Below are 23,564 nucleotides of genomic sequence, written 5' to 3' on the forward strand. Positions count from 1 at the left end.
CTCACCCACCAAAACTAACCGCCCAAAAACCCCCCGACCACAACGCACGACCACCAAAAAGCCGGCGGGACCATCTCGGAACGGTCGAGGTTGTCGTCAGTTCCTGCCCAGCAGCGGGTCAACTTGCCTGTTGATGCTCTGAAAAGGAGGCCCAAATACATGCCCTAGCAATGATATCGATTGATATCATCGGAACATGAGCGATCTACTTATCCGTGATGTACCCGACGACGTCCTGGCCCGTCTCGACGCGCGGGCGGCTGAGCTGGGACTCTCCCGCGCCGAATACATCCGACGCCGACTCGCCCAAGACGCGCGAACATCGCGGATCACCGTAACCCGCGACGACCTGCTGCGCAGCACGCAAGCCACCGCAGGCCTATTAGACAAGAACCTCATGCGCGAGGCCTGGAGTTGAACCAGCGCTGGCTGATTGACAAATCCGCTTTTGCCCGACTCGGGATCGCCACGGAACCCGACACCTGGGCCAACCGCATCGAACGCGGCCTTATCCACATCAGCAACCTCACACGCCTCGAGATCGGGTACTCGGCACTCTCCGGGGAGGACGCACGACGGCAGTTCCGGCAATCACCCCTGGCTGCCATGCCACTCGAATACCTCACACCTGCAATCGAAGATCGTGCACTCGAGGTACAAATGCTCCTAGCCGATCGCAGCCAGCACCGAGGCGTCTCCATCCCGGACCTCATCGTCGCAGCAACCGCAGAACTCTGCGGCCTCATCGTCCTGCACGTCGATAAAGACTTCAACACCATCAGCAAAATCACCGGCCAACCCACCGCCCGCCTAAACCTCATCAACCAATAAAACAGCTAGAGCGACGTATCGAGCAGAGATCCGCAGTGCCGCAGTGCAACACACAGCCTGAGACGACGCCCGGCCGGGCCGGCCGGCCGCGTACGGTCACGCAGCATTCCGGCCGATATAGACGTGGTCGACAGAGAAGTACCGGCTAACCTTGCCACATGGCCAAAGCGCGGCGATCCCCCTGGATGAACGAACGCACGTCGCTCCTGCTAGCCCGGCTAGGCGAGTACGAGATGACGCTGCCCGAAGACATCGCGCGACAGCTTTTTTCCGACCACCTCGACACAACAGCGGAGCTGATGCGCATCGGCCGACAGGCCGCCAAGTTCTACGTCACCGACGACGTTATCGCCAAGATCGCCGATCAGCTACTAGGGATTGACCAAGCCAAATCACACGACGGCGTCGTATCAATAACCGCGGCCCGCCGCAGAAAGACATCAGCGAAGCTCTGCGGATCGCCCTCCCTTGAACGTTGAAGCGTGATAGCGACGCAGGCCGAAGGCGTCGCCTAGCCGACCAGATACGGTCCCGCAGCCTTCCTGTTGACGTTCACGCGGCAGAACGCGTGCGCCGATCCGTCTGGTGCTGAACGAGCACTGGTACCGACGAGCACGCGCACGGTCTCAAAGCGAATTAAGCGTGTCCGCCAAGCTATTCAACATCCCCGGACTCAGGGGACCATCACCGCGACAAGCCCTCATACCCTGCACACGTTGATCTCGAAGGGCACGCAGCAGATTAAGTTGAGCATCAATAGACGGATCAAGATCAACGTCGGTCAGATACGACGCGGAAACACCGAAGAACTCAGCGATCGCACGTAACACGACTGTGCCAGGGCTCTTTTCGCTGCCATCCCGAAGGCGCCCGAGGTCCTCCGGTGTTACTGATACACCCGCAACCGCGGCCGCAACGGTAGCGTTGGAAACTTCGGGTCCACCAAATGGATGCATGACATCGAAAAGCTTATTCAGGCGCCCTGCCAGCTCCATGGATTCCCCAAATCTACTGAAGCACGAAGTCTTTGAATGTCAGCCGTATACCGCACACCCACGCCGCGTACACCACATTCGCCAGGTCGCCGCCATGCTGTTCCCAACACAACAACGCTTCCATCCGGCGGGCCTCCACGAAATACTTTACATAGCTGACGATTTGCGCCGCATTTTCGAAGCCATCAAGCCCGGGGCGTTGCGTGCCGGCCAGCAGATGCGCCTTGTCGTATTCCGCTCGCAGCGCCGCCCACTCCTCCCTCGCCGGCCAGTTCCCCGCCACCACCGCCCGACCCACTGCCTGCACCACCGCGGACACACCCTCGGCGTCATCACCGAAAACCAGCCGCCGCACCAACTCTCGGCAATACTTCCGCATCACCGACGGATCGGCATCCTTCACAGCGGCATACAATGCTGGGTCCACCGTTTTCAGCCGATGTGAACGATCCCGCGACAGCTGCGACGCCAGACTATCCACACCCGAAGGCGCCACACCGACGGCCATCTCAGGCACCGGGTCCTCGGTCAAATACTCCGACGGCAACGCCCAGGACGTCGCCACCGCCGACACCTCCTCACCCAACGACCGCGCCGCCCGCATAGCCTTGTCGGCCGGATTTACCCAGCCGAACCAGCGCGCATCGAAATCTTCGTTGAAGACCGCGGCGATCGGCATCGTCTTATGCAGAAAAACACCCGGCGGGATGTAGGTAGCGCCGTCGTTGGTGGCCACCCATAACGAAATCCCGCCCGTCCGATCCCGGGACACCGCCACCGCCCAATCCAAACCCGGATCCGTTACCGACGCCGCACCAGCAAGATCCGCCACCGCCAGGCGCGCCCGCCCAAGATCAGTCTCCGCGCTGTCCCGAACGACCTGCGAAACGCGGCGCCGACCGCCCACCGGCATCAAACCAGCAGAACTACCGCCAGCAGTCGATACCGCGCCCTCAGCCGCAGCCGCCAAACCCGCCGGCGAAGCCGCACCCACACTGGCCGGTGCCGGATTCGACATCGCCGGCGGCAACACCGACCCGTAAGGCGCTAATCCGGCCCCGGCTCCCATCGCGGGCATCCCCGCGCCCGAAGGGGCCGAAGAGATCGGCGCCGCAACAGGAGCCGCGGCAGGCGCCGCCGCTGCGGCAGTACTTTCCACCGGAGCTGCCATCAAAGGTGTCAACGGAGCCGAAGGAGGCGCAGCCGCCGGCATAGCTCCGGCCGCCGAAGCCCCAGCCGCCAGACCACGCCCGAAATCGGCGCCCAACGAAGACAACGCAGGCGGAGGACTCACCGGTGACGACAGACCGGCCGTCGACGGAAAGCCCGTGGCCCCAGGGAATTTGCCGAAGCCCTGCAACATCGACATCGGAAACCCCGGCACACCACCCCCACCACCCGGCATGCTCGGCAACGAAGGCAAACCACCCCCACCGAGTGACGACAACGGATTTGGGCTCGGCCGCGCCCCAGGACCGTCCGACCATTGTGGGGACAATGGACCGCTTGGTCGTGGTGTTCCAGCTGGGCCGTCAGACCACGCATCGGCCTTGCGGCCACTACCTTGTGGTGCAGGTGAGTGTTTGGGAGGAGGAGCTCCCGGTGCGGGCGTTTCAGGATCATCCGTCCAAGTATCAGATCCTGTCCCATTCCCAGCTTCTCTTACTTTCGGCTCTTTACCTCGGTTGGGACTAAGCGGGAATCGGTTTGTGAAGAGCAAAGTGTCTTTCGCGACGTGCGCCCGCAACTGTGCCTGTGCCTCTTCGATCCCGGCCCGATGTGGTGCAAGAATCACCGCTATCTGCGCGATCGACTGACCACTCTTACTCTTAAGAAACGCCTGAATTTCTTGATGGGCCTCATCGTTTTCGCGGAGCATCACTCGCTTAGTGTCTTTAACGTCACCCGCTCCGCGGCTGACCAAGAAACCGCCAAAGTTCCACATTTCAGCAATTTCGAATTTATCTGACACCTCGCGGCCATAGGCGTCATACGCGCGGTCGGCACCCTCACCGGCCGTCCAATAGGTGCTGAATACTTCCTGCATCGCCCGGTGGGCCTCCGTCGCCGCATCTTCGGTCATCCGGCCGTTCTCGCGCCACTGCTCGCCAAGCGCGGCTACCTGCGTTTCCGAATCCAACGGCCACACCAACGGCCCGAACAACAACGTCACAAACGCGCCCTGCGGAGGCGGATGATCACCAGCCACATGCGGAACCGACGGAACACCCGGATGCGACAACGGGTTCGACGCCGACTGGAGATGAGTCCTCAGCAGCTTCTCTACCTGCCTATTGTTCCGCTCCGCCCACCAGTCCTGGACCTCAACACCAGACACCGTTGCCATGGAATCAATTCACCTCGGAAGGCCACAGGCGTCGAGCAGAGAGAACATTGCATCGTTTCGAACGTCGGTCAGGCGGTTGCCTTCACTCGTAGACGTGTTTCCCATGGCCGCCGTTGTCTGGTCAAGGGTGGCGCTGATGTAGCTTCGCGCAGACGCCGACACTTCGGCCGGCACGGCCGCGATCAGCGCATTTTCCACCACGGACGCGCTGTTGAGCGCGCGCAATACGACGGGGATGTTGAGGTTACCTTCCACGCGAAGGCCTCCTTGGCCTTCTTGGCCCCGCACAGAGACATCGAAGACGTGGCAGAGGTGGTCTTTGGCGGCCGCCGTCTCGGCGGCGGTATACCGCGGTGCCGTCGTGGGCGAGCTTGGTGTCGGCACCGACGGCGTCGGTGAGCTCGATCTTGATTGCTCGCCGTTGAGCGCGGCGTAGGTGATTGCGGCGCTCACGCCGCCAGACACGGCTACTACTACCAGCAGCGCCAGGACAGCCCATGCCCATCGGCCAGTGTTCTGCTGCCGCGCAACGTGATGAGGGGGCCGCGGCGCGCCAGCGCCAGGGCCAGGTCCAGGCACCGGCGCCGGAGGAGGAGGTGCGGGCAGTGTCACCGAAGGTGAGGCCTCCCGTGACCATGGCGACGAAGTGGCCGTCATCTCAACCAACCTCCCTACGTGCTCAGTGCGCCCGAGTTCGCCGCTTCCGCGGCCTGGACCGTAGCGACCGACACCTCGCGGCTCGTCACGTTGGCGGCCACCCGAACTTCAGCTTCGGCCTGGCGCACCGCTACCGACCCGCTCACCACGCTCGTCAAGCCCATCATGTATCCGCCGGGCTGCAGGCCGCCGCCACTTGACCCTGGCTGCGACGCTGCAGCGGCATCGGCGTTCGACAAACCTGCCCGCGTCGCTTCCGGATCCATTTCAAAATTTCGCGCCATAGCGCCCGATTCTACGGCCCCGGACCGGCCAACACATGGGCCAACCAGCATTAATTCGGCCCGGTGGCCACCATGCTGTTTCACGCTTTGAGCACTTCGGGCGGTAACCACGGAGAAAGAATCGGCTGGTCAAAACGACCGGTGCCGGTTCAATTCGCAAGTCTGGGAGCATTTAGGCAGGACGTTAAGGATGGATCACCCTTCAGGTGAGCAGCAGCGCCGCCAAGCGTGGGTCGGAAAGCCCGCTGTCTCCAAAGATGCCGTGGGCGCTCCACAGGCTCAGGGCGGGAGCCGCGGGGCCGTGCAGCCGTACGGGGGCTGCTTCTTCGAAGCCGAGTGTGAGTGTGCACTGATGTAGGTCGGGGTGGAACTCATTGCATGCGCCGAACCAGAAACTCATCTGCCCGTGGGGGACGGTGCTGCAGATCAGCCGGTCGGTGGTGACGATGACGGAGCTGGTTTGGTGAAACCGCCACTGGTGCGCGGCTTTTCGCTCCGCGTTGGCTTTTCGGCGGTGGTTGATCACGCCTTGCGCCGCCAGGGCTCCGAACATGAGCATGGGGCGGCCGGCGACGATCAGCGGAAACGGCGAATAGCGTGCGTCAGTGTCGCAGTAGCGGCTGTAGCCGATCTCGGTGCTCAGCAGCGCGTGCTCGCCCGGTTCCAGGACCGGGCCGTAGACGTCGATCGGCGTGGGGGCCCGCCCCGCGCGTAGGGCGGCCGCGCAGCCCCGACTGTAGTGCCACCACTGCTCTGAGAGGGACTGCGGCCGTGGGTGCGGTGGCCGCGCCCCGCCACACCCGTGTGCGCGGTGCCGTTCAACATGCACGAGTGCGTCTGCCCGTCGAGTGGCCGGCAGATTCGGGGTGCCTCCGGCAGGAGGCATACCAGGGATGTGGCTGCTCATGGCCGCACGGTATCGCGCTGCTCCGACACGCTTTAGCCGCTGCGCAGTTCGCCCAGGATGCGGATCGCCGCGGCCCGCTCCTCATCGCCTAGCCAGGGCAGCATCCACACCATCGCGTCTTCCAGCTCGCGCGCAGCAGCGTTGAACTCTGCTTCGATCGCCGCGCGGGCGGTCTCCCCCATGTCGTCGCGGTGGGTGGCGAAGGTGCGCCGCACCTTGATCAGGTGTTCGGCCACGGCGAAACGCTCGGCCGCATTAGGTGCCGGCCCTGGCCCGTTGGCCGGGGGTGCCTCGGCGACGGTGGCAGTGGGTGGCCGTGGGCGTGGGGGGCTGCCGTCGAGAATGTCGTCGATGCTGCCCGTTTCCCAGTCGATGGCGCGTTCGAGGGCTCGGCGCAATTTGTCGGTCAGCCGGCCGGCCCTGTTTTTCTCGACAGCTCGCAGAGTTTCGACGGAGGGTCCGCCTCGGGCGGTGACGTCGGCTTGGCTCAGTCCCAGCTCGTAGCGGCGCTCGCGTACGGCGGTACCGAGTGTGGCCCAGGACATGGGCGTTATTTTGCCCGATTTCCCGGTAAATAACTGCATCCCCGCCGCCGCTTGGCGCGTGGGGTGAGCAATCTGCTGGCCGGCGTCGGCAGCTGCGCTCATCTACTCAACTGCCTTCTGACATGCGCCGATGGCATCGGCGGCAACGCATCTGCCGTGGGCGGGTCGTGCTGTCATCGATTGATCCTGACATCCAGTTAGCAAAATTACGTGTAATTACCGGTAATTGTGCTAAATTACCGTCAATTCACCATCGGAGGGTGCTGGTGAAGAACCGCCGCTAGGCCGAATGCGCAGGAGGACATACCCATGACGACAATCACCCCGAGTACCCGCGGCCCGCGGCCTTCGGATTCATCGCGGTTACGCGCCGAGGTGCGCCTATTCCACACCGACCAGGAGCTGGCGTGCCGCGAGGAGCCGGAGCTGTTTTTCAACCCCAACCGCAGGTCGCGCGCGGGTGCCCGTTGCGCCGAGTGCCCGTTTCGGGGTCGCTGCAGTTACAACGCGGTGGCCTCCGGTGCCAGCTACGGCGTGTGGGGTGGGATATTGCTGCCCGGTCACTATCCCCCGCAGCTCGCGCCTGTATATGCGCGGCTGATCGAGCAGTTCGAGGCGCGCCGCCGCGAGGAGATCGGTGACGTTGCCGTCGCGGCGCTGCCCGACCCATACGAGCAGTTCGCCCAGGATTCACCGGTAGACGGCATCGCCGGTGCGGCATGACTGCCGCCGTGATTTGCCCGCTGGTGTCCAGCGTCGATGACAACGGTACGCAGCGGATCACAGTCCTTGATGCTGATGAGTCGGTGGTGTGCGGGGCGTACAAGCTGCCCGGTCACACCCACTGGCGGCTGTTCATGAGTGCCGCGCTGGCCCGTGTCGGCTCGCCGGCCGCGTTGATGCCTGCTCAACACCTTCTGACCCCGCGGCGCGTAGATGCCTGCCAATGGTTGGAGCTCATTGGGCACCTCTATGCCCATCCCGCCGAGGCGGGAACCTCCGCCACGCCTTCTCGATAAGTCACGTTTCGGCGTGATCTAGCGAGAACTGCTGGTCAGCGGGTTGCGTTTAATCACAGAAACATCACGAGTCACGGCGGGTCGGGTCGGTTGAATCAGATACACCGTGTAAGGGTTAGGCCATGGCACAGCCGCATAAAGGCAACCGCAAATTGATCATCTGCCGACCAGTCGAACCGATCTATGAGGCGGCGAAAGCAGAGGCCGCCCGGCGAGGCATCAGTTTGTCGCAGCTCGTCTCCGACATCCTAGCCTATCGCTACGACCGCGAGGATCTGGTCCGCGAGCTCGACAAAGACCCGGAGGTTCTGCCTTTGGCGATGTGAATCCCCGCCGTGCCCGGCAGGCCTCTTCTTTAAGCCTGTGCCCGGCCGGGCAGATGCTGACAGCTGAATAGCGGTGCGGAAACACCCCCTTAACACGACGAAGGGCCCCGCCGAAGCGGGGCCCAGTCTTACGGCTTCGAACCGAGTTGGTAGCTCGGTTCCGGGTCCGCACCCGTTGCCCCTGAAAGGGACGTGTCTTGCCGGACTCGTCTCACGGTAGCGCATATCTGGGCCCAGTTCCAGATTTTGTCGCGAGCCGTGATCCACTTTTTTCCCCGCCGCCTGCGGACAGCGCCCGCGGTGCGTATCGCGGCTGTACTGCGGCTCGCCCGCGCCGCGGTGTCATCCGCACCGCCGGTGTCGCCGAGGTATTGGCGATGCGGCGCGGCCGGCGCCTGGCCGGCCGGGACCTGCCGCCCCCGAGCGCGTTAGTCGCCCTCAACCTCGACGACCAGGCCTACGCCGGGGTCCCGTGCTGGAGCGCCGGCCCCACCGGCTGGGCGCACATCAGCGTGGCGGTGGCCTACGACCTGCACTACCACCGGGTGCGGCCGCTGATGTGCAACGGGGGCATCGCCAAACCCACCCTGATCGTGATCGCCGCGGCCATGGCCCGCTACGCCGATCGAACCACCGGACGGGGTTGTCGGCCCACCAACGCCCAACTCGAACGCGACACCGGCTACGACGAACGCACCATCCAACGCGCCCACGAATGCCTGCGCCTGCTCGGGGTGGCCACCGAGATCCTGCGCGGCCGCCGACGCACCTACATCGAACGCATGGCGTCCTGGCGGATGGGCGATCGCCAACGCGGCTGGGCCTCGGTGTGGGCACTGCACGACAACGCCCACACCACCCGACTAGTCCACAGCTTGTCACCCCACCTGGAACGGTCCCCACTAACCACTACACCCCCCTGTTTGGGAAAGCTGGTTACTACCCGCGCGGGCGCTCACCGCGCCCGGCACCGCGGCGCTGCGCGCCGCCGAGCACCCGATGAGGCGGGCCGGCGCCTGGCCGTGCGGTGGCGCGCTGATCCGCACGGCCACCCCGTGGGCCCGCAGGTTCGGTGCCAGCAGTTGGGCGGCGATGCTGGCCGCGCCGGCGGCCGCCGGCTGGACACCGCGCGACCTGAACGCGCTGGTGTCAGACTGGCTCGGCGCCGGGCATCGCATCCCGGACGCTCCGCCGCGACCGATCGCAGGCTGGGCACCCTGCTGGCCTGGCACAGCGCCCACAACACCCTGGCCGACCGGCCGGCCGCCCTGGATGAAGCGCGCGAAGCCCACGAACGCGTGGCCGCGCAAACACGGGCGCGCACCGCCGCACGCGAACGCGCTGAACACGCCGCGGCCCGCGTCCGCGGGCAAGCCGCCGCCACCGGTCCCGGCCGCGCGCAGATCGGCCAGGAGCTGGCGCGTATTCGGGCGCGGGCCGCGACCAAACGCGCTGGGCAGGTCGCGGCCGAGATCGCGCAGTTCGAGGCCTACGTGGCGACGCGGCGCGGTGTCTCCCCGCTCAGTCCGCAATACCCGATGAGATAACTAGCGCGATACCCGATGAGATAGCCGATAAGATATCCCACGGGGGTTGTGTCTTCTCATTCTTCGAGCAGTTCGCGGATCGGCGAATGCTCGGCTTCGTAGTGGTCGTGCCAGGTCTCAACCAGCACCGCGCCGAGGCGCTCCGCGCCGCCGCGTAGGGCATCGGTGATCACGTCTTCGAGCTCGAGGTGGGTGTAGCGTGTCAGCGCGGTCGGCTCGATGTAGAGGTCTTCAAGGTGCCCATCGCGGTTGAGGGTTGCTTGAACGTCGTCGCCGAACGGCCCGAGTTCCTCGGAGCGGCGCTCGCAGTCGGCGTGGAACGCAGCGACGGCCGCCTGCACCATCTCGGTTTGCTTCAAGAAGGCGGCGGTGTATTCGTCATCGGACATGGCGGTGTCAAAGCGATTACCCACGCGGTTTGTCCCGGCCTCGGTCATTGTCTTTATTGCGCCCTTCATAGCGGTTCTTGACCGGCTCACTGTTGGGTGGTGTCACCACTTTGAGTACGCGGTCTGGGTAGAGCTGTTTGTTCTGCGGCCCCCCCGACGCGCCGCCGCGCCCACCCATCGGCGGCATCATCGGGCCCATCGCCCCCACGGCGGGGGCCGGTCCTGCCGATGTCGCGGGCGGGGCTGCCGGTGCCGAAGCGGCCGCGGCCGGGGCGGCCGCTTCTGGGGCGGCCATTAACGGAGCGGGCGCGCCCATCGCGCCGCCGTCACTGGCGGGCGTAGTCTCTCCGCCGCCCCCACCGCCACCATCGGCACCTGCGGGCTCACCGAGTGATTCCGGGGTTTCCGGTGGCGGCTCCCCACCAGAGGGTGAGCCACCGCCGGGGTGTTGGCTCAGCCCGCTCATCATCGGTGCGGCGGCCTGCTGCACGCCTTGCAACGCTTTGGCCCCCGATCCGGCCAAGCCGCCCATCACGCCTCCCAGGCCGCCGACAACCCCGCCCAGAATTCCCGGCAGCAGCTGGGGCACTGCGCCCGCCCCGGTTCCGGTCACTGTCTCCAGCAAGGGGCTACCCACAGCGGCCGGGTCGACGTCGGCGGGTGGCCAGGTCGGCCCACCACCGAGCAGGCTCTCCCCTGGCCCCGGGCCTTGCTGCACCGGCTCACGCGGGGCCGAGGCCGGCGACGGATCAGGTTTGGTCACCGGAGCACCGCCGGGACCGTTGGCCCGCTGCACATCGGGACTGCCCGCGCTGGTGCCCGGCGGCGGAATCGGCGCGCCGGGGCCAGGTCCGGGCACCGACTCGGCAAAGGTGTAACTGCTAAACCCTGCTGTCGAGGCCTGATAGAGGCCGGCGACTTTCACTTGCGCGTGCACGACCGCCTCGCGGCGCATGCCTTTGGCGGCGATGTTGGCCCGCACCGCCGTGTCCAGCTCGCGCTCCCCTTCAACCACCTGCCGGTAGGTCGGAATGTCGGTGCTGGCCCGGTGAAAATTCCCTATATGCGTCGAGGCTTGCTGAGCCAATCCCCCGACATAGCGTGAGTGACCCTCATACCAGCCCTGCAGCGTGCGCATCCGGGCGGTAGCCGCGTGGGCGCTGCCCGACTCCCAGCTGGCCTCGGTCGCCGCGATCGCGGCTCCCAGCTGCTCGGCCGCCTGCTCAAGGGCGGCGGCCTCGGTGCGCAGGCTGCGCTCCACGGCCTGCCAGGCCGCCACCCCGACACCGCCGCGCCCGGTCTCGATGAGCCGGGCGATATCGCGCGGGGCCACCGGCACCTCCCCGGCCGGCGCCGAGGCCCCCCCGCCGCTCAACAGAGCAGCGACAGCATCGAAATCGGCGGCCGGCACTGGTGTGGGTATGGGTATCGCCCCGCCACCACCGGAACCCAACGTGGCCGCCGACGCCGCCTCTTGGTCGCCATAGGCCGCGGCGCTGGACTGCAACATCACGCCGTACCGCCTGGCCACAGAGTTGGCTATCTCGGTGTAGCGGCGCGCGAGGCTTACCTGCGCACTGAACCGGGAACTGGCTGCCACCGACACATGATCGGAGGCACATGGCGCCACCTGGTCAACGTGAGGGATGGCCGCGTGCGCGACAGCACCGGCTTGACCCGCCGCACCTGTCAGCGCCGCGGGCTCCACCCGCACTGAATCGGCCACTGCGCAACCCCTGCGGTTAGGTGCTCAGGGTGCGCTGATTGTGCTCCTCAGCGTCGCGGTAGGAGGTCACGCTGCTGCGGATATGTCCCGCGACGTCCTCGCAGTAGCGGCCCAGTGCATGCCCGGCCTCGGCGCGGGCCACCAACACCTCCTGCAACGCCGCACCGACCGTCGACGAACCGATCCGCCCGAACATCGATCGCGCCCGCTCCAGTGATTCCGGGCTGGCGTCAAGCAGCTCGCGGACCCGAGGGCCCTCGCCCTCCCACCACTTCGCGTGCTCATGCCACTCGGCGAAATCCACCGATACGTCATTAGCCACCGCTACCTACCTCCTGCGCTCTGAACTGCGTCTTTACCAAAGCCTAAAGGTGCCTAGCGCCCAACGCATCAAGCGCCGAGGATCAAAAGTCGATCGTCTGTCGGTACTCGTCGACGTCCACCAGGCTCGGCCAGCCCGCCTGCAACGACCACTCCACGCCGGACTCCTTGCGGCTACGCTCCCGGGTCTCGGCCCGCAGCCGCATCAGTGCCAACCGGTGTAGCCGCATGATCCGATCAGCCAGCACCTCAGCCGGCCACGACATGGCGTCGCGCTCCAGCTCGACCTGTACATCACGGCCCGAGGGATCCCCTAACTTGACCATCAGCGCGCCATCGCGTGACCACTCCGCTACGGTCCAGTCCTGGTCACCGATCACCGCGACTCCCGCCTCCTCGAACCGCATCTAGGCACCCGCTGTCACGGTGGTCGTCGGTGAAGCCGGCGACAACGCCGCCGGTGCCGGTGCGTGCCCGGCGACCCCGCCGGCGAACCGAGTTGGGTCCTCCCACGCCATGAATTCTCCGGCAGGCAACGCGCTTTGTGGCTGAAGCTGCCCGTCAAGCCAAATTTTGCCATTTCCCATGTAGACCACTGGCTCGCGGCTCTTGCACTGCGCGACCTGGCCGGGCACCAGGTGATTGGGGTCGGCGGGCTCGGTGACCGGTGTACCCGGCGGCGGCAACTGCGCGTACGGCTTCCACGCATCGGTCGCCGAGACCCCGTTGAGCACCGCCCGCACCACCGCGGCATGCTGCGCTGACGTCGTGGTCACCGGGGTGCCATCGGGCATCTGCACCACCAGTGACCCGTCGGCCGCCGGCGCGCTGGCCGGCGCGGCAGCCGCAGCCGCCGGCTGTGCGCCCTGAGGTCCGCCCGCTGCGGCCGCCGCCTCCGGCTTGCCCTCACTGTCACCCTTCGACTTCCCGGACCCCTCCGAGCCGCTACCGCCCTCGCCCTCCCCATGATGCTCATCAACAAAATCCGACGGCTTTGCCCTGTCACGACCTCGGTCGTCGCTGAAACCATCTCCAGCTCCCTGCCCGGCCATCGCCGCGGCCAGCGGCGCCAACGCCCCCAGCGCATCCATCGGCAACAAGCCCCCCGCACCGCCCAACGCCCCGGGGACCGAACCGAGCGCCCCCAGCGCAGGACCCAGCATTGACATCGGATCACCCATCAACCCCGGCATCCCAGCCAGCGGATCACTGACCCCACCCCCCGCCAGCACCCGGATCAGACCCACCGCCCCCGCCGCGACTGCCGGCGCCGCCACCATCAGACCCGCCGTCATCGGCGCCGCCGCCAGACCCACCACCCCCGTTGGCGCCGCCTTTACGGTGCTCGCCGCTGTTGTCGCGGTACTCATTACCGAGCGCGGCCAGCAGCTCGGCCTGCTTCTTGCTGTCCACCTTCGCGCTGTTGAGCAGCCGCTGGATCTCGGCGAGATTCTGGTCCAACATCGTGTTGAACAGCGCCTGGGCTTGCGGATCATTCCGCATCGTCGGGTCGGTCAGCATCTTCTGGTGAGCCGCCTGAATCCCGGCAACAAGCTCACTGACCCGCGCCCGCGTCTCGTCATTGGAAGCAAAGATCTTCTTCAACATCTCGGCCAACTTCTCATCGGTCGCGGCCACTGCCCCGCTGCTCTGCTGATACGTTCCCGCCGCCTGCTCCGCTCCGCGCGGCAGCCCGCCCGGACCTCCCGGAACCCCCACGTAAGGCTGCCCGCCGAACAACCCAGGCGTCAGGACAGCAGTCGCACGATCTCGTGGTGACAACCCACCGTCGTCTCCGCCGAATAAAGCGTCGATAGCACCACTAATCGGACTCAGAAGGTGTTCCAAGTCTTCCAAAAATCCCACGGGGACCCCCTAAGCGGTTCTACCTGCGTACTTCCTGGTGAAAAACGCTACCGCCGAGGTAGACCCCAAAGCGACGGGCGAAGCACACCAAAATTCGGCACGTTCCTCCTGCGGGTGGCAAGGGCGCCGCTGGACGGCACGTGGCACGGTTGGGAAAAACAGAACCCAGCGGGGCCGCCCCAGATCAGCGGAGCAGTAGTGAGGTCACACCCGACCAATTTCGGCTGCCGCCCCGATGGGGTCGCTTGGGCCAGATGATGCCGGGTGAAACATTTTTGGTGCCGCTGTGGTCTGGGCGGGTGCGGTGCGCTTACCGTGTGAGAACCGGCTCCACAACGGCATCCGCGCGGTATACCGCGCGGCGTGTCGGGCGCGGTATACCGCGCACTCGTGCAACTCTTGTCCCACCCACACCACAACCATCGGTCATAGGAGGGCGATCGGGGCCCATCAAAGGATCCACAACTTCATAGGCCCTCAGAGCAGAAATCCCCGCCGAAGCGGGGACACCTGCCGCCGGAGCTAGCGACTCCGGCCCTGGGCTTCCGACAAGCAGAAACCACGCCTAGCCAGGCAGGTTTCACGATAGAGGACACCCTCGTGAACCACAAGATCCAACGTCACCCAGGCACACCGTGCGCCCAGAACCCCGCCGACTGGCTGGACCCACGACGCCGCAGCCACACTGCGCGCGCCTGCCGCACCTGCCCCGCCCTGGCCCGCTGCGCGGCCGAGGCAGGTCGCACCCGGCCCGATTACGGCATGTGGGCCGGGGTATGGATCGATGGCGACTTCACCGGCAAACAGCACCTGCTGGTCCTGCCGCACCCCGATCCGTCCCGCACCGAATCGGTTGAGCACCAGGATCTAATTACCCCGGCGACAGCGATGCGGGCCGCACGGGTCCGCCGCGTCGGTGCCCTGTGTACCGCGGGTGCCCCGCCGGTGGTCGCCGCGCTGATCACCGCACGCGCCAGCGGGCACTGCGAGATCATGGCCCCGGCCTGCACCTACATCCAGAGCGCGGTCTTCACCCGCCGTCGCGGCGGTGCCCGCAGCCCGCTGAGCAGCCCCGCCGAAGCCATCGCCGCCTGCGCCAACTGCATCGACCTCGTCGAACACACCGCCGTGCCGACCGCGCTGGACCTCGGCTACATCCTCGACCCGCGCAGCTGCGCGAGCACCGTCGCGCTGTGGTGGCGCCAACGCCACTGGGTCCACCTCGACACCCGGGGCCGGCTGTCGCCGGCTGGCACCGCGCGGCTGAGCCCCACCGCCTGACGTGCCCGCCACCGCCGCTGCTTTGGCCTGCGAACCGGGTGCCGCGTGGAAAGCGCTGGCCCCGCTGCTCGCCGCCCGCCCGACCGTGCGGACCTGGACCGCTGCCACCGGCAAATTCGACCGCAGCGCCCCCCTCAGCAGCCGACTGCCCCGCCAGCCCGCGGCCGTCGCGCTCTACCTGCACGGCCGCACCCAGGTCCTGGCCCTGGACTTCGATACCAAACGCCATGACGCGCACACCGTCGACACCGACTTCACCCGCGCCCTGACCTGGATCACCGAAGCCGGCGGGCGCGCGGTGACCGACCGCTCGACCAGCGGCGGACGCCACATCCTCGTGCCGCTGGCCGCGGGCACCTCAGCCACCGCCGAAGAGCTCTTGCCGCTGCTGAGGCTGCTGGAGGCCCGCCTACCCAGCCTCGACAAAACCCCCATGACCAACCCTAAAACCGGCTGCATCACCGCACCGGGCTCCCCCTGCCGCGAAGGCGGCCATCGCCGCCTCGACGGACCCCTCAGCACCGCCGTCGACACCTTCGCGCAGCGCTCCGACCCCGCCCTGCTACCGCGGCTCAACATGCTGCTCGGCGCGCTGGCCCCCGCCCCCGGCAGCCGCACAACCCCGGCACCCGACTCGGCCGGTGCGGCGATCACCGGCACCGGCCGCCACGCCCGCCTCGCCCCTGAACACACCCGCACCGGTGACCTACCGGCCCGCATCACCACCTACGCCGCCACCGGAGCCTTGCCGTCCGATACCACCTGGCGCAGCCACTCCGAGGCCCGCCAGTCCGTCCTTGCCCACGCCGCGCTCCATGGGCACAGCCTGACCACCATCGCTGCCCTCATCGCCCCCGGAAGGCCCTGGCACACCGGCCTGGGCGGTGCTTACCGCCGCTACCACAACAACGCCGAAGCCGCCCTGACACGCGATTTCCACAAAGCCCTGACCTGGGCCGCTGCCAACGCCCCGAAATTCCGGCCTAGCCGCGCACAAGATGTCAAACATCACACACGGGGGGCGGGTAAGGGACCCGCGCTGCACCGACGCTGGCTGGCGAACGCGATTGCCTGGATCGAACGCGAATATCCGGCCCACCCCTACCGGTGGGTCGGCGCCGCGGTGTACCAGGCGCTGGCCTGCCACGCGGTGCGCGCCGGCGAGGTCATCAACGGGGTCCCCGTCGTCGGGGTGGGCGGACGGTCTCTGTCGATCGCCACCGGTCTAATCGCCGAAACCACGGTCTGGCAGTTCCTGCGCGATACCCGCGATCAGCCCGGATCTCCCCTGGTCCGGACCCGCATCGCTCAGGGCCGCGAACCCGACTACTACGCCCTGACCCGCCAAAACGTCTTAAGCACCCCTGAGCGGGCTGTGGCGGCCACGCGGGTTGAAGACGTCCATCTGGCCTGGAAGGTCGTCGGTCACCGCTACCGGCGCGTCTACGAGCTCATCGTTCACCACCGGCTCGATACACCTGCAGACGTCTTCGCTGCCGCCCACATCGGCTCGAGCAGCGGCTACACTGCCCTGGCGGCGCTGGCCACCGCCGGGCTCATCACCCGGACCCACGGAACGGTGGCACCGGGACCGACCAGCCTGGACCAAATCGCTGCCGCCCACCGACTCGACGAACTACGCGCCCACCGTATAGCCCGTCACCAGTGCGAACGCGCCGGCTGGCACGCCTGGCTACAAACCCGGGAAGACGCCCGCGGCCATGCGGTACAACTCGGCGTAGCCTTCGATGTGATCGCCGCCGGACCGGACGAGCCCCATCGGCAGGAGTACCTCGAGGCGGTGCTGGCCACCGGGCCCCCTACGCTAGATGAGGAGCAACGCGCCATCGACTTGCTCAGTGATGTCCTGGGAGCCAGACTGGTCGCCAGCAGGTGAAATCCACACCGCGGACAATATATTTGCCGGCTGGAATCACCCACCGCGGTGATCCGCCGTGACGCCCCGGCACGAGGCGGCCGCGTCGCAACACCGTTGAGCGAGCCCGCGGTAGTCGCTTTCTGCCCCTAGGTGGCGTGAGCCGCTCAGGGGACAGCTGCTCATGCTGAGAGCTGCTCACGCCCTTCGAGGAGTTGGTAGGCCGTGCGGCGGATCAGGTCCATGGGGTCCAGGCCGCGCTGCTCGGCGATCGGCAGCAACTCGGTGAGAAGGTCGCCGCACTGCCGGATGAGGTTGTTCAGATCGCTGCCGGCCGCCGCTTCAAGTTCTTGCAGCTTGTCCGGGTCATAACGAAGCTGAAGCCGAGCCCTCATACAGCGGGTCTCAGATCCCTGGCGCTTCTTGCGGCGCAGCGCTTCGGCCTCGCGGCGCGCAACGGTGCGAGGTGTCTGAGCTGTTCGGCTCATTAGGTCCGGCTCCCCTTCTGCGGTCAGCTAAGTCGAACCCCTCTAGCGCTCGACCTGCGAAAACATGATTCTCGTAACAGAATACCTGTAACTCATACCGTGTAACGGGGTTTGCGTAATAGCATGTCAGTCGTGTCGTACGCCCGCTCGGAGAGAGTGCAGGAACTCTCCGCTGCGGTGTTCGGACAACGGCATCGACTCGCGCTCATGGCGGCAATCGCGCAGAGCGAGGACGGTGTCGTCAACCCCAGCGACCTCGTCGAGACCTTGGAGTTGCGGGCCCAAAGCTCGCTGCAGGGCCCTCTGAACAGTCTCCTGGCAGCCGGCCTGGTGACGCGGATATCTGGGATCGGCGATCGCGTCTATTACCGGCGAGAAGCCAGTGCTGCCTGGGAATTTGCACTCGAACTGCTGGGCCGGGCGCTACGCGAGGACGCACAACTTGACGAGTTGGCGACCCCAGACCGTTAGGCGATCTAACGAAAAGGTCCCGACCCTCCGAGCGCTCTGATCGCATAATTCTTCAGCGCGGCGGGCACTATTCCGAGCTGCCGGACACGGTCGAGCGCGATCCGCCAGCTGATTTTTCGCCAGCGCTGACGGCGACTCGGCCGACCGCGGCCACGACCGGCGAGCGTCACGGCCGGCCATGGACCACACCGCGTGGCAGTCCACGCAGAGTCTAACTCTGCCGTCACACCGCCAACGAGGCCGATAATCATTTGTCGACGCCAAATCAGCAGCGAGAGTGCGCAGTCGGTTCGATACTGCGCGCGAGGAATAGCGCGCGGGACGCCCCGCTGGATGTTTGCTGCGTACTGGGTGGTGCCGGCGATGACGCACCGCCAGGTTGGGCCGAGGACCGATGCCACGGCCGACGACGTGCCGAATCCGCCACCCAAGGCCGTTGGCCCTACCCGAGCGGACGCATTGCTCCGCTGCATTAGGTGATCGAGCACTCGCTCAAATGATGTCCCCTGGCGATCCGTGATTGGCGCTTCGGCGACGGTGATGCTCCCGCGATAAGGCGCGCCTCTCGAAGATCGACGCGGAGTGCCGCGAGCGCACCCCGGGGGCGGGGTGTTGGGGCAGGGACGATCATGCACGTCTTGTGCTCCGTCGTCGCAGTGACCGATGACTCCTGCGCAGCGGTAGATCCAGAAGCCCCCGGTGGGCCACCCACTCCCCCACCGCGTCGCCGACCACGGCCAGCTTCAAGGACGGTCGAGCGGCTGTGAGCGAGACGCGGGATCGTGAACCCGCGGGAGGCGGTCGGCTCCGGCGTGGCGGCCACTGCCCTGCTGCGCCGTCGGGCATTTCCGATGGGGCGCACACGCCGTCGGGCCCACTCGTGGGTTTGACTAGTCGTTGCGACGCGCCGAATCGCAGCGCGGTGACCGCGGCGTGTGACGCGCATCTATAGGGAACGCGCAGGCGACGGTGCACCAATGACATACCCGGGAGCCAAGCCAGTTTTCCGCGGAAAACTGGGCCTGGGGTGCACTCATAGTCGCAGCTCAAAGCCACTTTCTGCCGAGCTCACCTCAGCCTCGATCAAGGGATTGCGCTGCGCACCGGGCGTCGGTGCCCTAGCAGTTTTCCGCGGAAAACTGCTAGGTATTAACACATAGTCAGCGTGTCGGCCACGCTGCGTATGTGCGCAGACCGTAGTCTTTGGGGACCTGTTCTCGGCCTGGCCGCAGTCGCGGCCACAGAATGCAAAGGTCTCATTCCCATGACTAGAGTCGTAACAGTTTTGAACCAGAAGGGCGGCGTCGGCAAGAGCACCGTGACCGTGAATCTGGCCGCGGTGCGGGCCGAAAAGCTGATGGCCACCCTGGACGCTGACGCGCCTTCGCCGGTCGCCGCGGTGTCGATCGACCCGCAGGGTTCCGCCAAATGGTGGGCTAACCGGGTCGATGCACTCCCCTTCCATCTCGTGCAGGCCCACGATGATCCGCTCGAGTGGCTACGCCAGCTCAACAACCTTCCCGGCATTGCCGAGGTGTATGTCGACACCGCTGGCTGGTTCGACCTTGACCCGGACGCGACCGGAGACGGCCTGGGCGACGGGTACTCCGCGGATGCGTTGCGCACCGTCCTCGACGTCACCGACGAAGCGATCGTGCCGATGCTCACCGCACCGATGTGCTTCGACCCGACGGCTCGCACGATCCGCAAAATCCTCCAACCGCGCGGTATCCCCTACCGGGTGTTCATCAACGACTGGGATCCACGCGACGGCGAGCACTGGCTGGACCAGACGCAGAAGTTTGTCCGTAGCCAGGGTTGGCCGCTGGTCGAGACGGTCGTGCGTCACTACAAGATTCACACCAATGCTTCCAACGAGGGCATCGTCGTCACGCAGTACAGGCAGATCGGCACGGCGGCCAACGCCGCCGCCGACTTCTACAAGCTCGCCGACGAGCTCAGCCTGGTGGGTGCCCGGTAATGGCTCGCGGTGGTGTGAAGACCTTCGACGGGCTCGTCGCGGCAGTCGGGGACAATTCCTCAGTCGACGGCGACGCCGGCCCGATCGGCCCGCGGCCGGCGATAACGCGAGCGGTGCCGCTACGTGAGTTGATCGCCAATCCGCACAATCCCCGCGATTCGGTCGGCGATCTGGACGAACTGGCCTCGATCGCCGAGTTTCAGCTTCAGCCTGCGGTGGTGGTCACTCGCGCCGCCTTCGAAAAGCTCTACCCCGAGACCAGTGTCTCGGCACGCTGGGTGGTCGTCATCGGCAACCGCCGCCTCGCCGCCGCCCACAAGTTCGGCCGTTCCGAACTCGACGTGGTGGTCAAAGACGAGTTAGCCCGGGACAGGGCGACGCTGCTGACCGCCGTCATATCCGAGAATGTCGACCGGTCCGGGTTCGACGTCATCGAGGAAGCCAAAGCGGTGGAGAGCCTGGTCAACGAATACGGCAGCGCCGATGCCGCCGCCGATCATCTCCGCAAAAGTAAGACATGGGTTTCGCAGCGGCGCGCCCTGCTCAAACTCGCGCCGGCCCTGCAGGAGGCCACCCGCAGGGGTGATCTGGCCATCAGGGAGGCGAGATCGCTGGCGCGGGTGCCGCTGGAACAGCAGGTGACGCGCTGGACGGCGGTCACGGACCGCCGCGGATCGGGCCGGGGGACTGAAGCCGACGGCGGCAAGTCCGGCGCCGAGGGCAACGGGGACGGCGGGGGAGGGGCGGCATCGCGCACGTCGCGGCCGATTAGCAAAGCCTTGCATAAATTCGACACCGCGCCCGACGAACTAGCTATTGCGCTGCGGGACCAGCTCGGCGACGCCGGTGCCAAAACTCTCCTCGTGCAGTTACGTAAACTGCTCAAACAGGGCTGAGCACAGAAGGCTCCGATCCGAAGCTGGCTGTGCATCAAGTCAGTGTTGGCAATCCGTGCCCCAGTAGCGGCCGACACTTGAACGCCCAAGGCGGCTGTACAGCGAACCCGGGACCACGGCGGTTTCAGGAGCAGGCGTCGGCTGGTTCTGGGCGGCATCGCGACCGAACAGCTGCGCTTAGGTGCAACGGAGCATCCGATCGATGTCGGCGACGCGGATGCCCGACTGGCTTGCGAGTTCATCTGGGGCGGGTCGCGTCTGAACCGAAGCCCCGCCACCGAGCCCACGAGCGCAACCGTCGAGCCCACCAACAGCACGTGATCGGGGAGGGAGGTACCCCAACTTTGGGCGGAGAGGGTCCGCGGCGGCCAAAGCATAGCCCTCGAGCGCCCGCGCGGAGTGAAGTTGATCCACCCGGTCCTGCCATCCTTTGGCCGATGAATACGGATGCGGACATTGCAATGCAAGGCGATAGCCGATATGGCGGGGGAGGGGTGGCACCCTCTCGCGGACTGGGTGGTCGACACGACACTGCACGGTCCGACGCGGGACTAACTGGACGGTCAGGATTTGGCCGCCGCGGACGTCGAGCTAGTGACCTCGGACCCGTGAGACCCGCCCGATGGCCAGTTTTCCGCGGAAAACTGGCTACCTAAGTCCTGGGGACATAGGGACTGTGATTGCCAAAGACACTCAGCGACAAATCGTTTCGGCATCGCGCTACCGCGTCGGTTTTGATGTGAATGTGTTAACCGGTGGTGGTCCTGGGCGGAGGGAGCATGCGCGAGCTATCCGTCGAGACGTCAGTTGCGAGATCGGCCGGGGTGGTGGGGGAGCCGTCTGGTCTGCCGCAATCGGGGCGCGGGCGGCCCGGGCCCTTGCTCAACCGTCGGCGTCATGTGGCATGCGCTCACGCGCCAGGACGCACAGCCGAGTGGTGCTCGGTACCAGGGCCACACTTTGGACTGGAGCCGAAACGCCTTCTGTGCCGGTGGTGCAAACGTCGGTCCAGGAGGCGACAGGTCTGATTGTGTCACGGGCAAGCTGAATCGAATCTTCGCGTTTGTGAGAAGCGAGGTGATGGTGCGCAGGTCGCTGCGCATTGGACCCGGCGAGTTCCGGCCGTCGAATCTGCCCTTCGGAAAAGGGCCTGCAGAGGAACGGCCGCCAGAGTCTTTGGAAGTAGTTAGACGTTCGCGCGACGGGCGGGGATACTCCCTCTCGGATTAGGCACACCCAGAACCCGAGCCTGAGATCGCCGACGAAATCGGCGCTGGCGGGTTGCACGCCACGCGTTCGGTTTGCCGGAAGTCGTAAAAACAGCCGCCTAATCCGTGCCGTCGATGGCTATTGTGCGGGCGTTGCCGCACCGCACCAGGCACGAGGTCTGACCCTATGGGCCATCTGGCGTGATGGGAGAGACTGTTTTAGTGACAACCGTGCTGCCGGCCCTGCCCTCTAGTCCGATGCTGGCCACACCCGCGCAGTCGCAGACGGGGCCGGAATGGATCGTCGAAGCGAAATGGGACGGCGCCCGGGCGCCGACGCGAGTTCACGGCAGCGCCGTCGACCTATTCAGCCGCCCCGGCTATAACCTGGCAGCTCGCTCTCCTGACCTTCTTGCCGGCCTGCAAAGCGCCCTCGATGGGCGCACCGTGATCCTTGATGGCGAGATCGTGGCGCTCGGCAGTGACGGCCGACCAGACTTCGACAGGCTCGCCCAGCGCCTGCGCGTCACCAGTCCCAACGCCAGGCTGCGCACCACAGTGCCCGCACGCTACCTACTCTTTGACATCCTGCACCTGGATGGAACAAATCTGAACGGCATGCCCTACGCGCAGCGGCGCGAAGCGCTCGAGACCCTTGGACTGTCCCGCGATGGAAACATCGTGGTGCCGCCCTGTTGGCACGGCCTCGACGGGCACGTATTACTCGCCGTGACACCCGATTTGGCGCTCGAAGGGGTGGTGTGCAAGCGCGCGACATCGACCTACCAGCCTGGGCGGCGATCACGGTCTTGGGTCAAAACCGTCATCAGGCGCAAGGCGCCGCTGGTCCTGGTGGGCTGGGTCCCGGCCGCGCGGACCCGCTCGGCGCGTTGTTGCTCGGCGGGCATGACACCGACGGACAGCTGGTGTACTGCGGGCCGTAAGTTCCGGGTTGAGCCAGCAAGCCTGGCGGCCCTTGCTCGAGCAACTCAGGCAACTCGAAACGTCGACGTCACCAATTAGGGGCCGTCCCGGCAACCCGAACTTCAGTCACGTCCGTTGGGTGCGGCCCGCGCGGTAGGCATTGCGAATACCGCGACTTCAGCGGGCGCTTGCGCCACTCCGCCTGGAAAGGGATAAGTTGTTGACGACGGTCGAAATCTAGGCCAGAAGCGACGGTGAAAAGTAGGCCACGTGGTCGGTGGTTATTGTGCCGTGTTGTCGGCTCTGGCGGAGGGCAAGGTGTCGATTCCGGTGTCCTTGAGTCGGTAGCTGGAGCCTTTGAGGGTCAGGACGTCGGCGTGGTGGACGATGCGGTCGATCATCGCGGCGGCTACGACTTGGTCTCCGAAGACGTCGCCCCAGCGGGCGAAGGGCAGGTTCGAGGTCAGGATCAGTGAGGCGTGTTCGTAGCGGCTGGAGACGAGTTGGAAGAATCTCAATGCAGGTTGTCAAGCGGCGGTGGGTAATTCGGTGGCCGAACTGACGAAGGTGGTGCGGTCTCTTAGGAGCGCCCAGATGACGTTGATTCGTCGTCGGGCGAGGGCGAGTACCGCCTGCTTGTGGTTCTTGCCCTCCTGTCGTTTGCGGTCGTAGTAGGCGC

26 protein-coding genes and 2 pseudogenes are annotated in these 23,564 nt (G+C 66.1%); 13 read left to right on the top strand and 15 right to left on the bottom strand.

What is annotated here, in order from left to right; all coding sequences use genetic code 11:
* The first annotated feature begins 196 nt into the window (after positions 1-196).
* The 3 genes from vapB to AC5Y4D_RS25860 all read left to right on the top strand — a co-directional run bounded on the left by vapB (position 197) and on the right by AC5Y4D_RS25860 (position 1,310).
* Positions 197-418: a type II toxin-antitoxin system VapB family antitoxin gene (gene vapB, locus AC5Y4D_RS25850; protein ID WP_084954056.1), complete on the top strand. Its 222-nt coding sequence runs from the start codon at positions 197-199 to the stop codon at positions 416-418.
* The gene (locus AC5Y4D_RS25855) at positions 415-831 is read left to right on the top strand and encodes a PIN domain nuclease (RefSeq protein ID WP_500038584.1); all 417 of its coding nucleotides are present in this window, start codon (positions 415-417) and stop codon (positions 829-831) included. Before vapB ends, AC5Y4D_RS25855 begins: the two co-directional genes overlap by 4 nt.
* 158 nt (positions 832-989) lie before the next feature.
* Positions 990-1,310: a hypothetical protein gene (locus AC5Y4D_RS25860; protein WP_500038585.1), complete on the top strand. Its 321-nt coding sequence runs from the start codon at positions 990-992 to the stop codon at positions 1,308-1,310.
* A 147-nt stretch (positions 1,311-1,457) separates the two neighbouring features.
* Here AC5Y4D_RS25860 and AC5Y4D_RS25865 read toward each other — a convergent pair whose 3' ends face one another.
* The 6 genes from AC5Y4D_RS25865 to AC5Y4D_RS25890 form a co-directional block, all read right to left on the bottom strand.
* Positions 1,458-1,826 (bottom strand): XRE family transcriptional regulator, encoded by a 369-nt coding sequence (locus tag AC5Y4D_RS25865; RefSeq protein WP_500038586.1) that lies wholly within the window; start codon positions 1,824-1,826, stop codon positions 1,458-1,460.
* Positions 1,827-1,839: 13 nt separating this feature from the next.
* Positions 1,840-4,173 carry an EspK C-terminal domain-containing protein gene (locus tag AC5Y4D_RS25870; protein WP_500038587.1) on the bottom strand — a complete coding sequence of 778 codons (2,334 nt, stop codon included), beginning with the start codon at positions 4,171-4,173 and terminating at the stop codon, positions 1,840-1,842.
* A 9-nt stretch (positions 4,174-4,182) separates the two neighbouring features.
* Positions 4,183-4,626, bottom strand: coding sequence for a hypothetical protein (locus tag AC5Y4D_RS25875; RefSeq protein WP_500038588.1), 444 nt, complete (start codon positions 4,624-4,626; stop codon positions 4,183-4,185).
* 218 nt (positions 4,627-4,844) lie between these two features.
* Positions 4,845-5,114, bottom strand: coding sequence for a hypothetical protein (locus tag AC5Y4D_RS25880; protein WP_500038589.1), 270 nt, complete (start codon positions 5,112-5,114; stop codon positions 4,845-4,847).
* 202 nt (positions 5,115-5,316) lie between these two features.
* Positions 5,317-6,021: a hypothetical protein gene (locus AC5Y4D_RS25885; protein WP_500038590.1), complete on the bottom strand. Its 705-nt coding sequence runs from the start codon at positions 6,019-6,021 to the stop codon at positions 5,317-5,319.
* A gap of 32 nt (positions 6,022-6,053) precedes the next feature.
* A complete protein-coding gene (locus AC5Y4D_RS25890) occupies positions 6,054-6,566 on the bottom strand; it encodes a helix-turn-helix domain-containing protein (RefSeq protein WP_500038591.1) in 513 nt (170 codons plus the stop codon).
* Positions 6,567-6,875: 309 nt separating this feature from the next.
* Here AC5Y4D_RS25890 and AC5Y4D_RS25895 point away from each other — a divergent pair, with 309 nt between their 5' ends.
* The 4 genes from AC5Y4D_RS25895 to AC5Y4D_RS25910 all read left to right on the top strand — a co-directional run bounded on the left by AC5Y4D_RS25895 (position 6,876) and on the right by AC5Y4D_RS25910 (position 9,458).
* Positions 6,876-7,289, top strand: coding sequence for a WhiB family transcriptional regulator (locus tag AC5Y4D_RS25895; RefSeq protein ID WP_473140144.1), 414 nt, complete (start codon positions 6,876-6,878; stop codon positions 7,287-7,289).
* Positions 7,286-7,585, top strand: coding sequence for a hypothetical protein (locus tag AC5Y4D_RS25900; RefSeq protein ID WP_500038592.1), 300 nt, complete (start codon positions 7,286-7,288; stop codon positions 7,583-7,585). Before AC5Y4D_RS25895 ends, AC5Y4D_RS25900 begins: the two co-directional genes overlap by 4 nt.
* 122 nt (positions 7,586-7,707) lie before the next feature.
* Positions 7,708-7,911 carry a toxin-antitoxin system gene (locus tag AC5Y4D_RS25905; protein WP_473140142.1) on the top strand — a complete coding sequence of 68 codons (204 nt, stop codon included), beginning with the start codon at positions 7,708-7,710 and terminating at the stop codon, positions 7,909-7,911.
* 377 nt (positions 7,912-8,288) lie between these two features.
* Entirely contained in the window at positions 8,289-9,458 is a 1,170-nt protein-coding gene (locus AC5Y4D_RS25910; protein ID WP_500038593.1) for a helix-turn-helix domain-containing protein, read from the top strand.
* 56 nt (positions 9,459-9,514) lie between these two features.
* Here AC5Y4D_RS25910 and AC5Y4D_RS25915 read toward each other — a convergent pair whose 3' ends face one another.
* The 6 genes from AC5Y4D_RS25915 to AC5Y4D_RS25940 all read right to left on the bottom strand — a co-directional run bounded on the left by AC5Y4D_RS25915 (position 9,515) and on the right by AC5Y4D_RS25940 (position 13,613).
* Entirely contained in the window at positions 9,515-9,895 is a 381-nt protein-coding gene (locus tag AC5Y4D_RS25915; RefSeq protein ID WP_473140140.1) for a hypothetical protein, read from the bottom strand.
* Entirely contained in the window at positions 9,864-11,573 is a 1,710-nt protein-coding gene (locus AC5Y4D_RS25920; protein WP_500038594.1) for a PPE domain-containing protein, read from the bottom strand. Before AC5Y4D_RS25920 ends, AC5Y4D_RS25915 begins: the two co-directional genes overlap by 32 nt.
* Positions 11,574-11,589: 16 nt before the next feature.
* Positions 11,590-11,895, bottom strand: coding sequence for a type VII secretion target (locus AC5Y4D_RS25925; protein ID WP_139813854.1), 306 nt, complete (start codon positions 11,893-11,895; stop codon positions 11,590-11,592).
* Between the two features lie 82 nt (positions 11,896-11,977).
* Positions 11,978-12,301 carry a hypothetical protein gene (locus AC5Y4D_RS25930; RefSeq protein WP_084954084.1) on the bottom strand — a complete coding sequence of 108 codons (324 nt, stop codon included), beginning with the start codon at positions 12,299-12,301 and terminating at the stop codon, positions 11,978-11,980.
* A complete protein-coding gene (locus AC5Y4D_RS25935) occupies positions 12,302-13,189 on the bottom strand; it encodes a hypothetical protein (RefSeq protein ID WP_500038595.1) in 888 nt (295 codons plus the stop codon).
* The gene (locus AC5Y4D_RS25940; RefSeq protein ID WP_500038596.1) at positions 13,101-13,613 is read right to left on the bottom strand and encodes a DUF4226 domain-containing protein; all 513 of its coding nucleotides are present in this window, start codon (positions 13,611-13,613) and stop codon (positions 13,101-13,103) included. Before AC5Y4D_RS25940 ends, AC5Y4D_RS25935 begins: the two co-directional genes overlap by 89 nt.
* A gap of 747 nt (positions 13,614-14,360) precedes the next feature.
* Between AC5Y4D_RS25940 and AC5Y4D_RS25945 the strand changes: the two genes are divergently transcribed.
* Both AC5Y4D_RS25945 and AC5Y4D_RS25950 read left to right on the top strand, forming a co-directional pair.
* A complete protein-coding gene (locus AC5Y4D_RS25945) occupies positions 14,361-15,041 on the top strand; it encodes a WhiB family transcriptional regulator (protein WP_500038597.1) in 681 nt (226 codons plus the stop codon).
* 1 nt (position 15,042) lies between these two features.
* Positions 15,043-16,938, top strand: coding sequence for a hypothetical protein (locus tag AC5Y4D_RS25950; protein ID WP_500038598.1), 1,896 nt, complete (start codon positions 15,043-15,045; stop codon positions 16,936-16,938).
* Between the two features lie 161 nt (positions 16,939-17,099).
* Here AC5Y4D_RS25950 and AC5Y4D_RS25955 read toward each other — a convergent pair whose 3' ends face one another.
* A complete protein-coding gene (locus AC5Y4D_RS25955; protein ID WP_500038599.1) occupies positions 17,100-17,405 on the bottom strand; it encodes a hypothetical protein in 306 nt (101 codons plus the stop codon).
* Positions 17,406-17,528: 123 nt separating this feature from the next.
* On the opposite strand from AC5Y4D_RS25955, the gene AC5Y4D_RS25960 reads away from it, so the two are divergent.
* The 4 genes from AC5Y4D_RS25960 (at position 17,529) to AC5Y4D_RS25975 (ending at position 22,984) form a co-directional block, all read left to right on the top strand.
* Complete coding sequence (locus tag AC5Y4D_RS25960; RefSeq protein ID WP_500038600.1) at positions 17,529-17,876, top strand: ArsR family transcriptional regulator; 348 nt, start codon at positions 17,529-17,531, stop codon at positions 17,874-17,876.
* A gap of 1,264 nt (positions 17,877-19,140) precedes the next feature.
* Positions 19,141-19,857, top strand: a complete 717-nt coding sequence (locus AC5Y4D_RS25965; RefSeq protein WP_500038601.1) for a ParA family protein — start codon at positions 19,141-19,143, stop codon at positions 19,855-19,857.
* Entirely contained in the window at positions 19,857-20,753 is an 897-nt protein-coding gene (locus AC5Y4D_RS25970) for a ParB/RepB/Spo0J family partition protein (RefSeq protein WP_500038602.1), read from the top strand. The genes AC5Y4D_RS25965 and AC5Y4D_RS25970 overlap by 1 nt, the downstream gene beginning before the upstream one ends.
* A gap of 1,430 nt (positions 20,754-22,183) precedes the next feature.
* Complete coding sequence (locus AC5Y4D_RS25975; protein ID WP_500038603.1) at positions 22,184-22,984, top strand: ATP-dependent DNA ligase; 801 nt, start codon at positions 22,184-22,186, stop codon at positions 22,982-22,984.
* Positions 22,985-23,166: 182 nt separating this feature from the next.
* On the opposite strand, the pseudogene AC5Y4D_RS25980 reads toward AC5Y4D_RS25975, so the two are convergent.
* Positions 23,167-23,397: pseudogene (locus AC5Y4D_RS25980) on the bottom strand (ATP-binding protein); the annotation flags it as partial.
* Positions 23,398-23,412: 15 nt separating this feature from the next.
* Positions 23,413-23,564, bottom strand: a pseudogene (locus tag AC5Y4D_RS25985) (IS110 family transposase); the annotation flags it as partial.

It is taken from the genome of Mycobacterium sp. NGS67 (genome assembly GCF_059812185.1).

Coding starts and splice junctions, on each gene's coding strand:
- vapB (WP_084954056.1), top strand. CDS start 197: ATGAGCGATCTACTTATCCGTGATGTACCCGACGACGTCCTGGCCCGT.
- AC5Y4D_RS25860 (WP_500038585.1), top strand. CDS start 990: ATGGCCAAAGCGCGGCGATCCCCCTGGATGAACGAACGCACGTCGCTC.
- AC5Y4D_RS25865 (WP_500038586.1), bottom strand. CDS start 1,826: ATGGAGCTGGCAGGGCGCCTGAATAAGCTTTTCGATGTCATGCATCCA.
- AC5Y4D_RS25870 (WP_500038587.1), bottom strand. CDS start 4,173: ATGGCAACGGTGTCTGGTGTTGAGGTCCAGGACTGGTGGGCGGAGCGG.
- AC5Y4D_RS25880 (WP_500038589.1), bottom strand. CDS start 5,114: ATGGCGCGAAATTTTGAAATGGATCCGGAAGCGACGCGGGCAGGTTTG.
- AC5Y4D_RS25885 (WP_500038590.1), bottom strand. CDS start 6,021: ATGAGCAGCCACATCCCTGGTATGCCTCCTGCCGGAGGCACCCCGAAT.
- AC5Y4D_RS25890 (WP_500038591.1), bottom strand. CDS start 6,566: ATGTCCTGGGCCACACTCGGTACCGCCGTACGCGAGCGCCGCTACGAG.
- AC5Y4D_RS25895 (WP_473140144.1), top strand. CDS start 6,876: ATGACGACAATCACCCCGAGTACCCGCGGCCCGCGGCCTTCGGATTCA.
- AC5Y4D_RS25900 (WP_500038592.1), top strand. CDS start 7,286: ATGACTGCCGCCGTGATTTGCCCGCTGGTGTCCAGCGTCGATGACAAC.
- AC5Y4D_RS25905 (WP_473140142.1), top strand. CDS start 7,708: ATGGCACAGCCGCATAAAGGCAACCGCAAATTGATCATCTGCCGACCA.
- AC5Y4D_RS25910 (WP_500038593.1), top strand. CDS start 8,289: ATGCGGCGCGGCCGGCGCCTGGCCGGCCGGGACCTGCCGCCCCCGAGC.
- AC5Y4D_RS25915 (WP_473140140.1), bottom strand. CDS start 9,895: ATGACCGAGGCCGGGACAAACCGCGTGGGTAATCGCTTTGACACCGCC.
- AC5Y4D_RS25930 (WP_084954084.1), bottom strand. CDS start 12,301: ATGCGGTTCGAGGAGGCGGGAGTCGCGGTGATCGGTGACCAGGACTGG.
- AC5Y4D_RS25935 (WP_500038595.1), bottom strand. CDS start 13,189: ATGACGGCGGGTCTGATGGTGGCGGCGCCGGCAGTCGCGGCGGGGGCG.
- AC5Y4D_RS25955 (WP_500038599.1), bottom strand. CDS start 17,405: ATGAGCCGAACAGCTCAGACACCTCGCACCGTTGCGCGCCGCGAGGCC.
- AC5Y4D_RS25960 (WP_500038600.1), top strand. CDS start 17,529: ATGTCAGTCGTGTCGTACGCCCGCTCGGAGAGAGTGCAGGAACTCTCC.
- AC5Y4D_RS25965 (WP_500038601.1), top strand. CDS start 19,141: ATGACTAGAGTCGTAACAGTTTTGAACCAGAAGGGCGGCGTCGGCAAG.
- AC5Y4D_RS25970 (WP_500038602.1), top strand. CDS start 19,857: ATGGCTCGCGGTGGTGTGAAGACCTTCGACGGGCTCGTCGCGGCAGTC.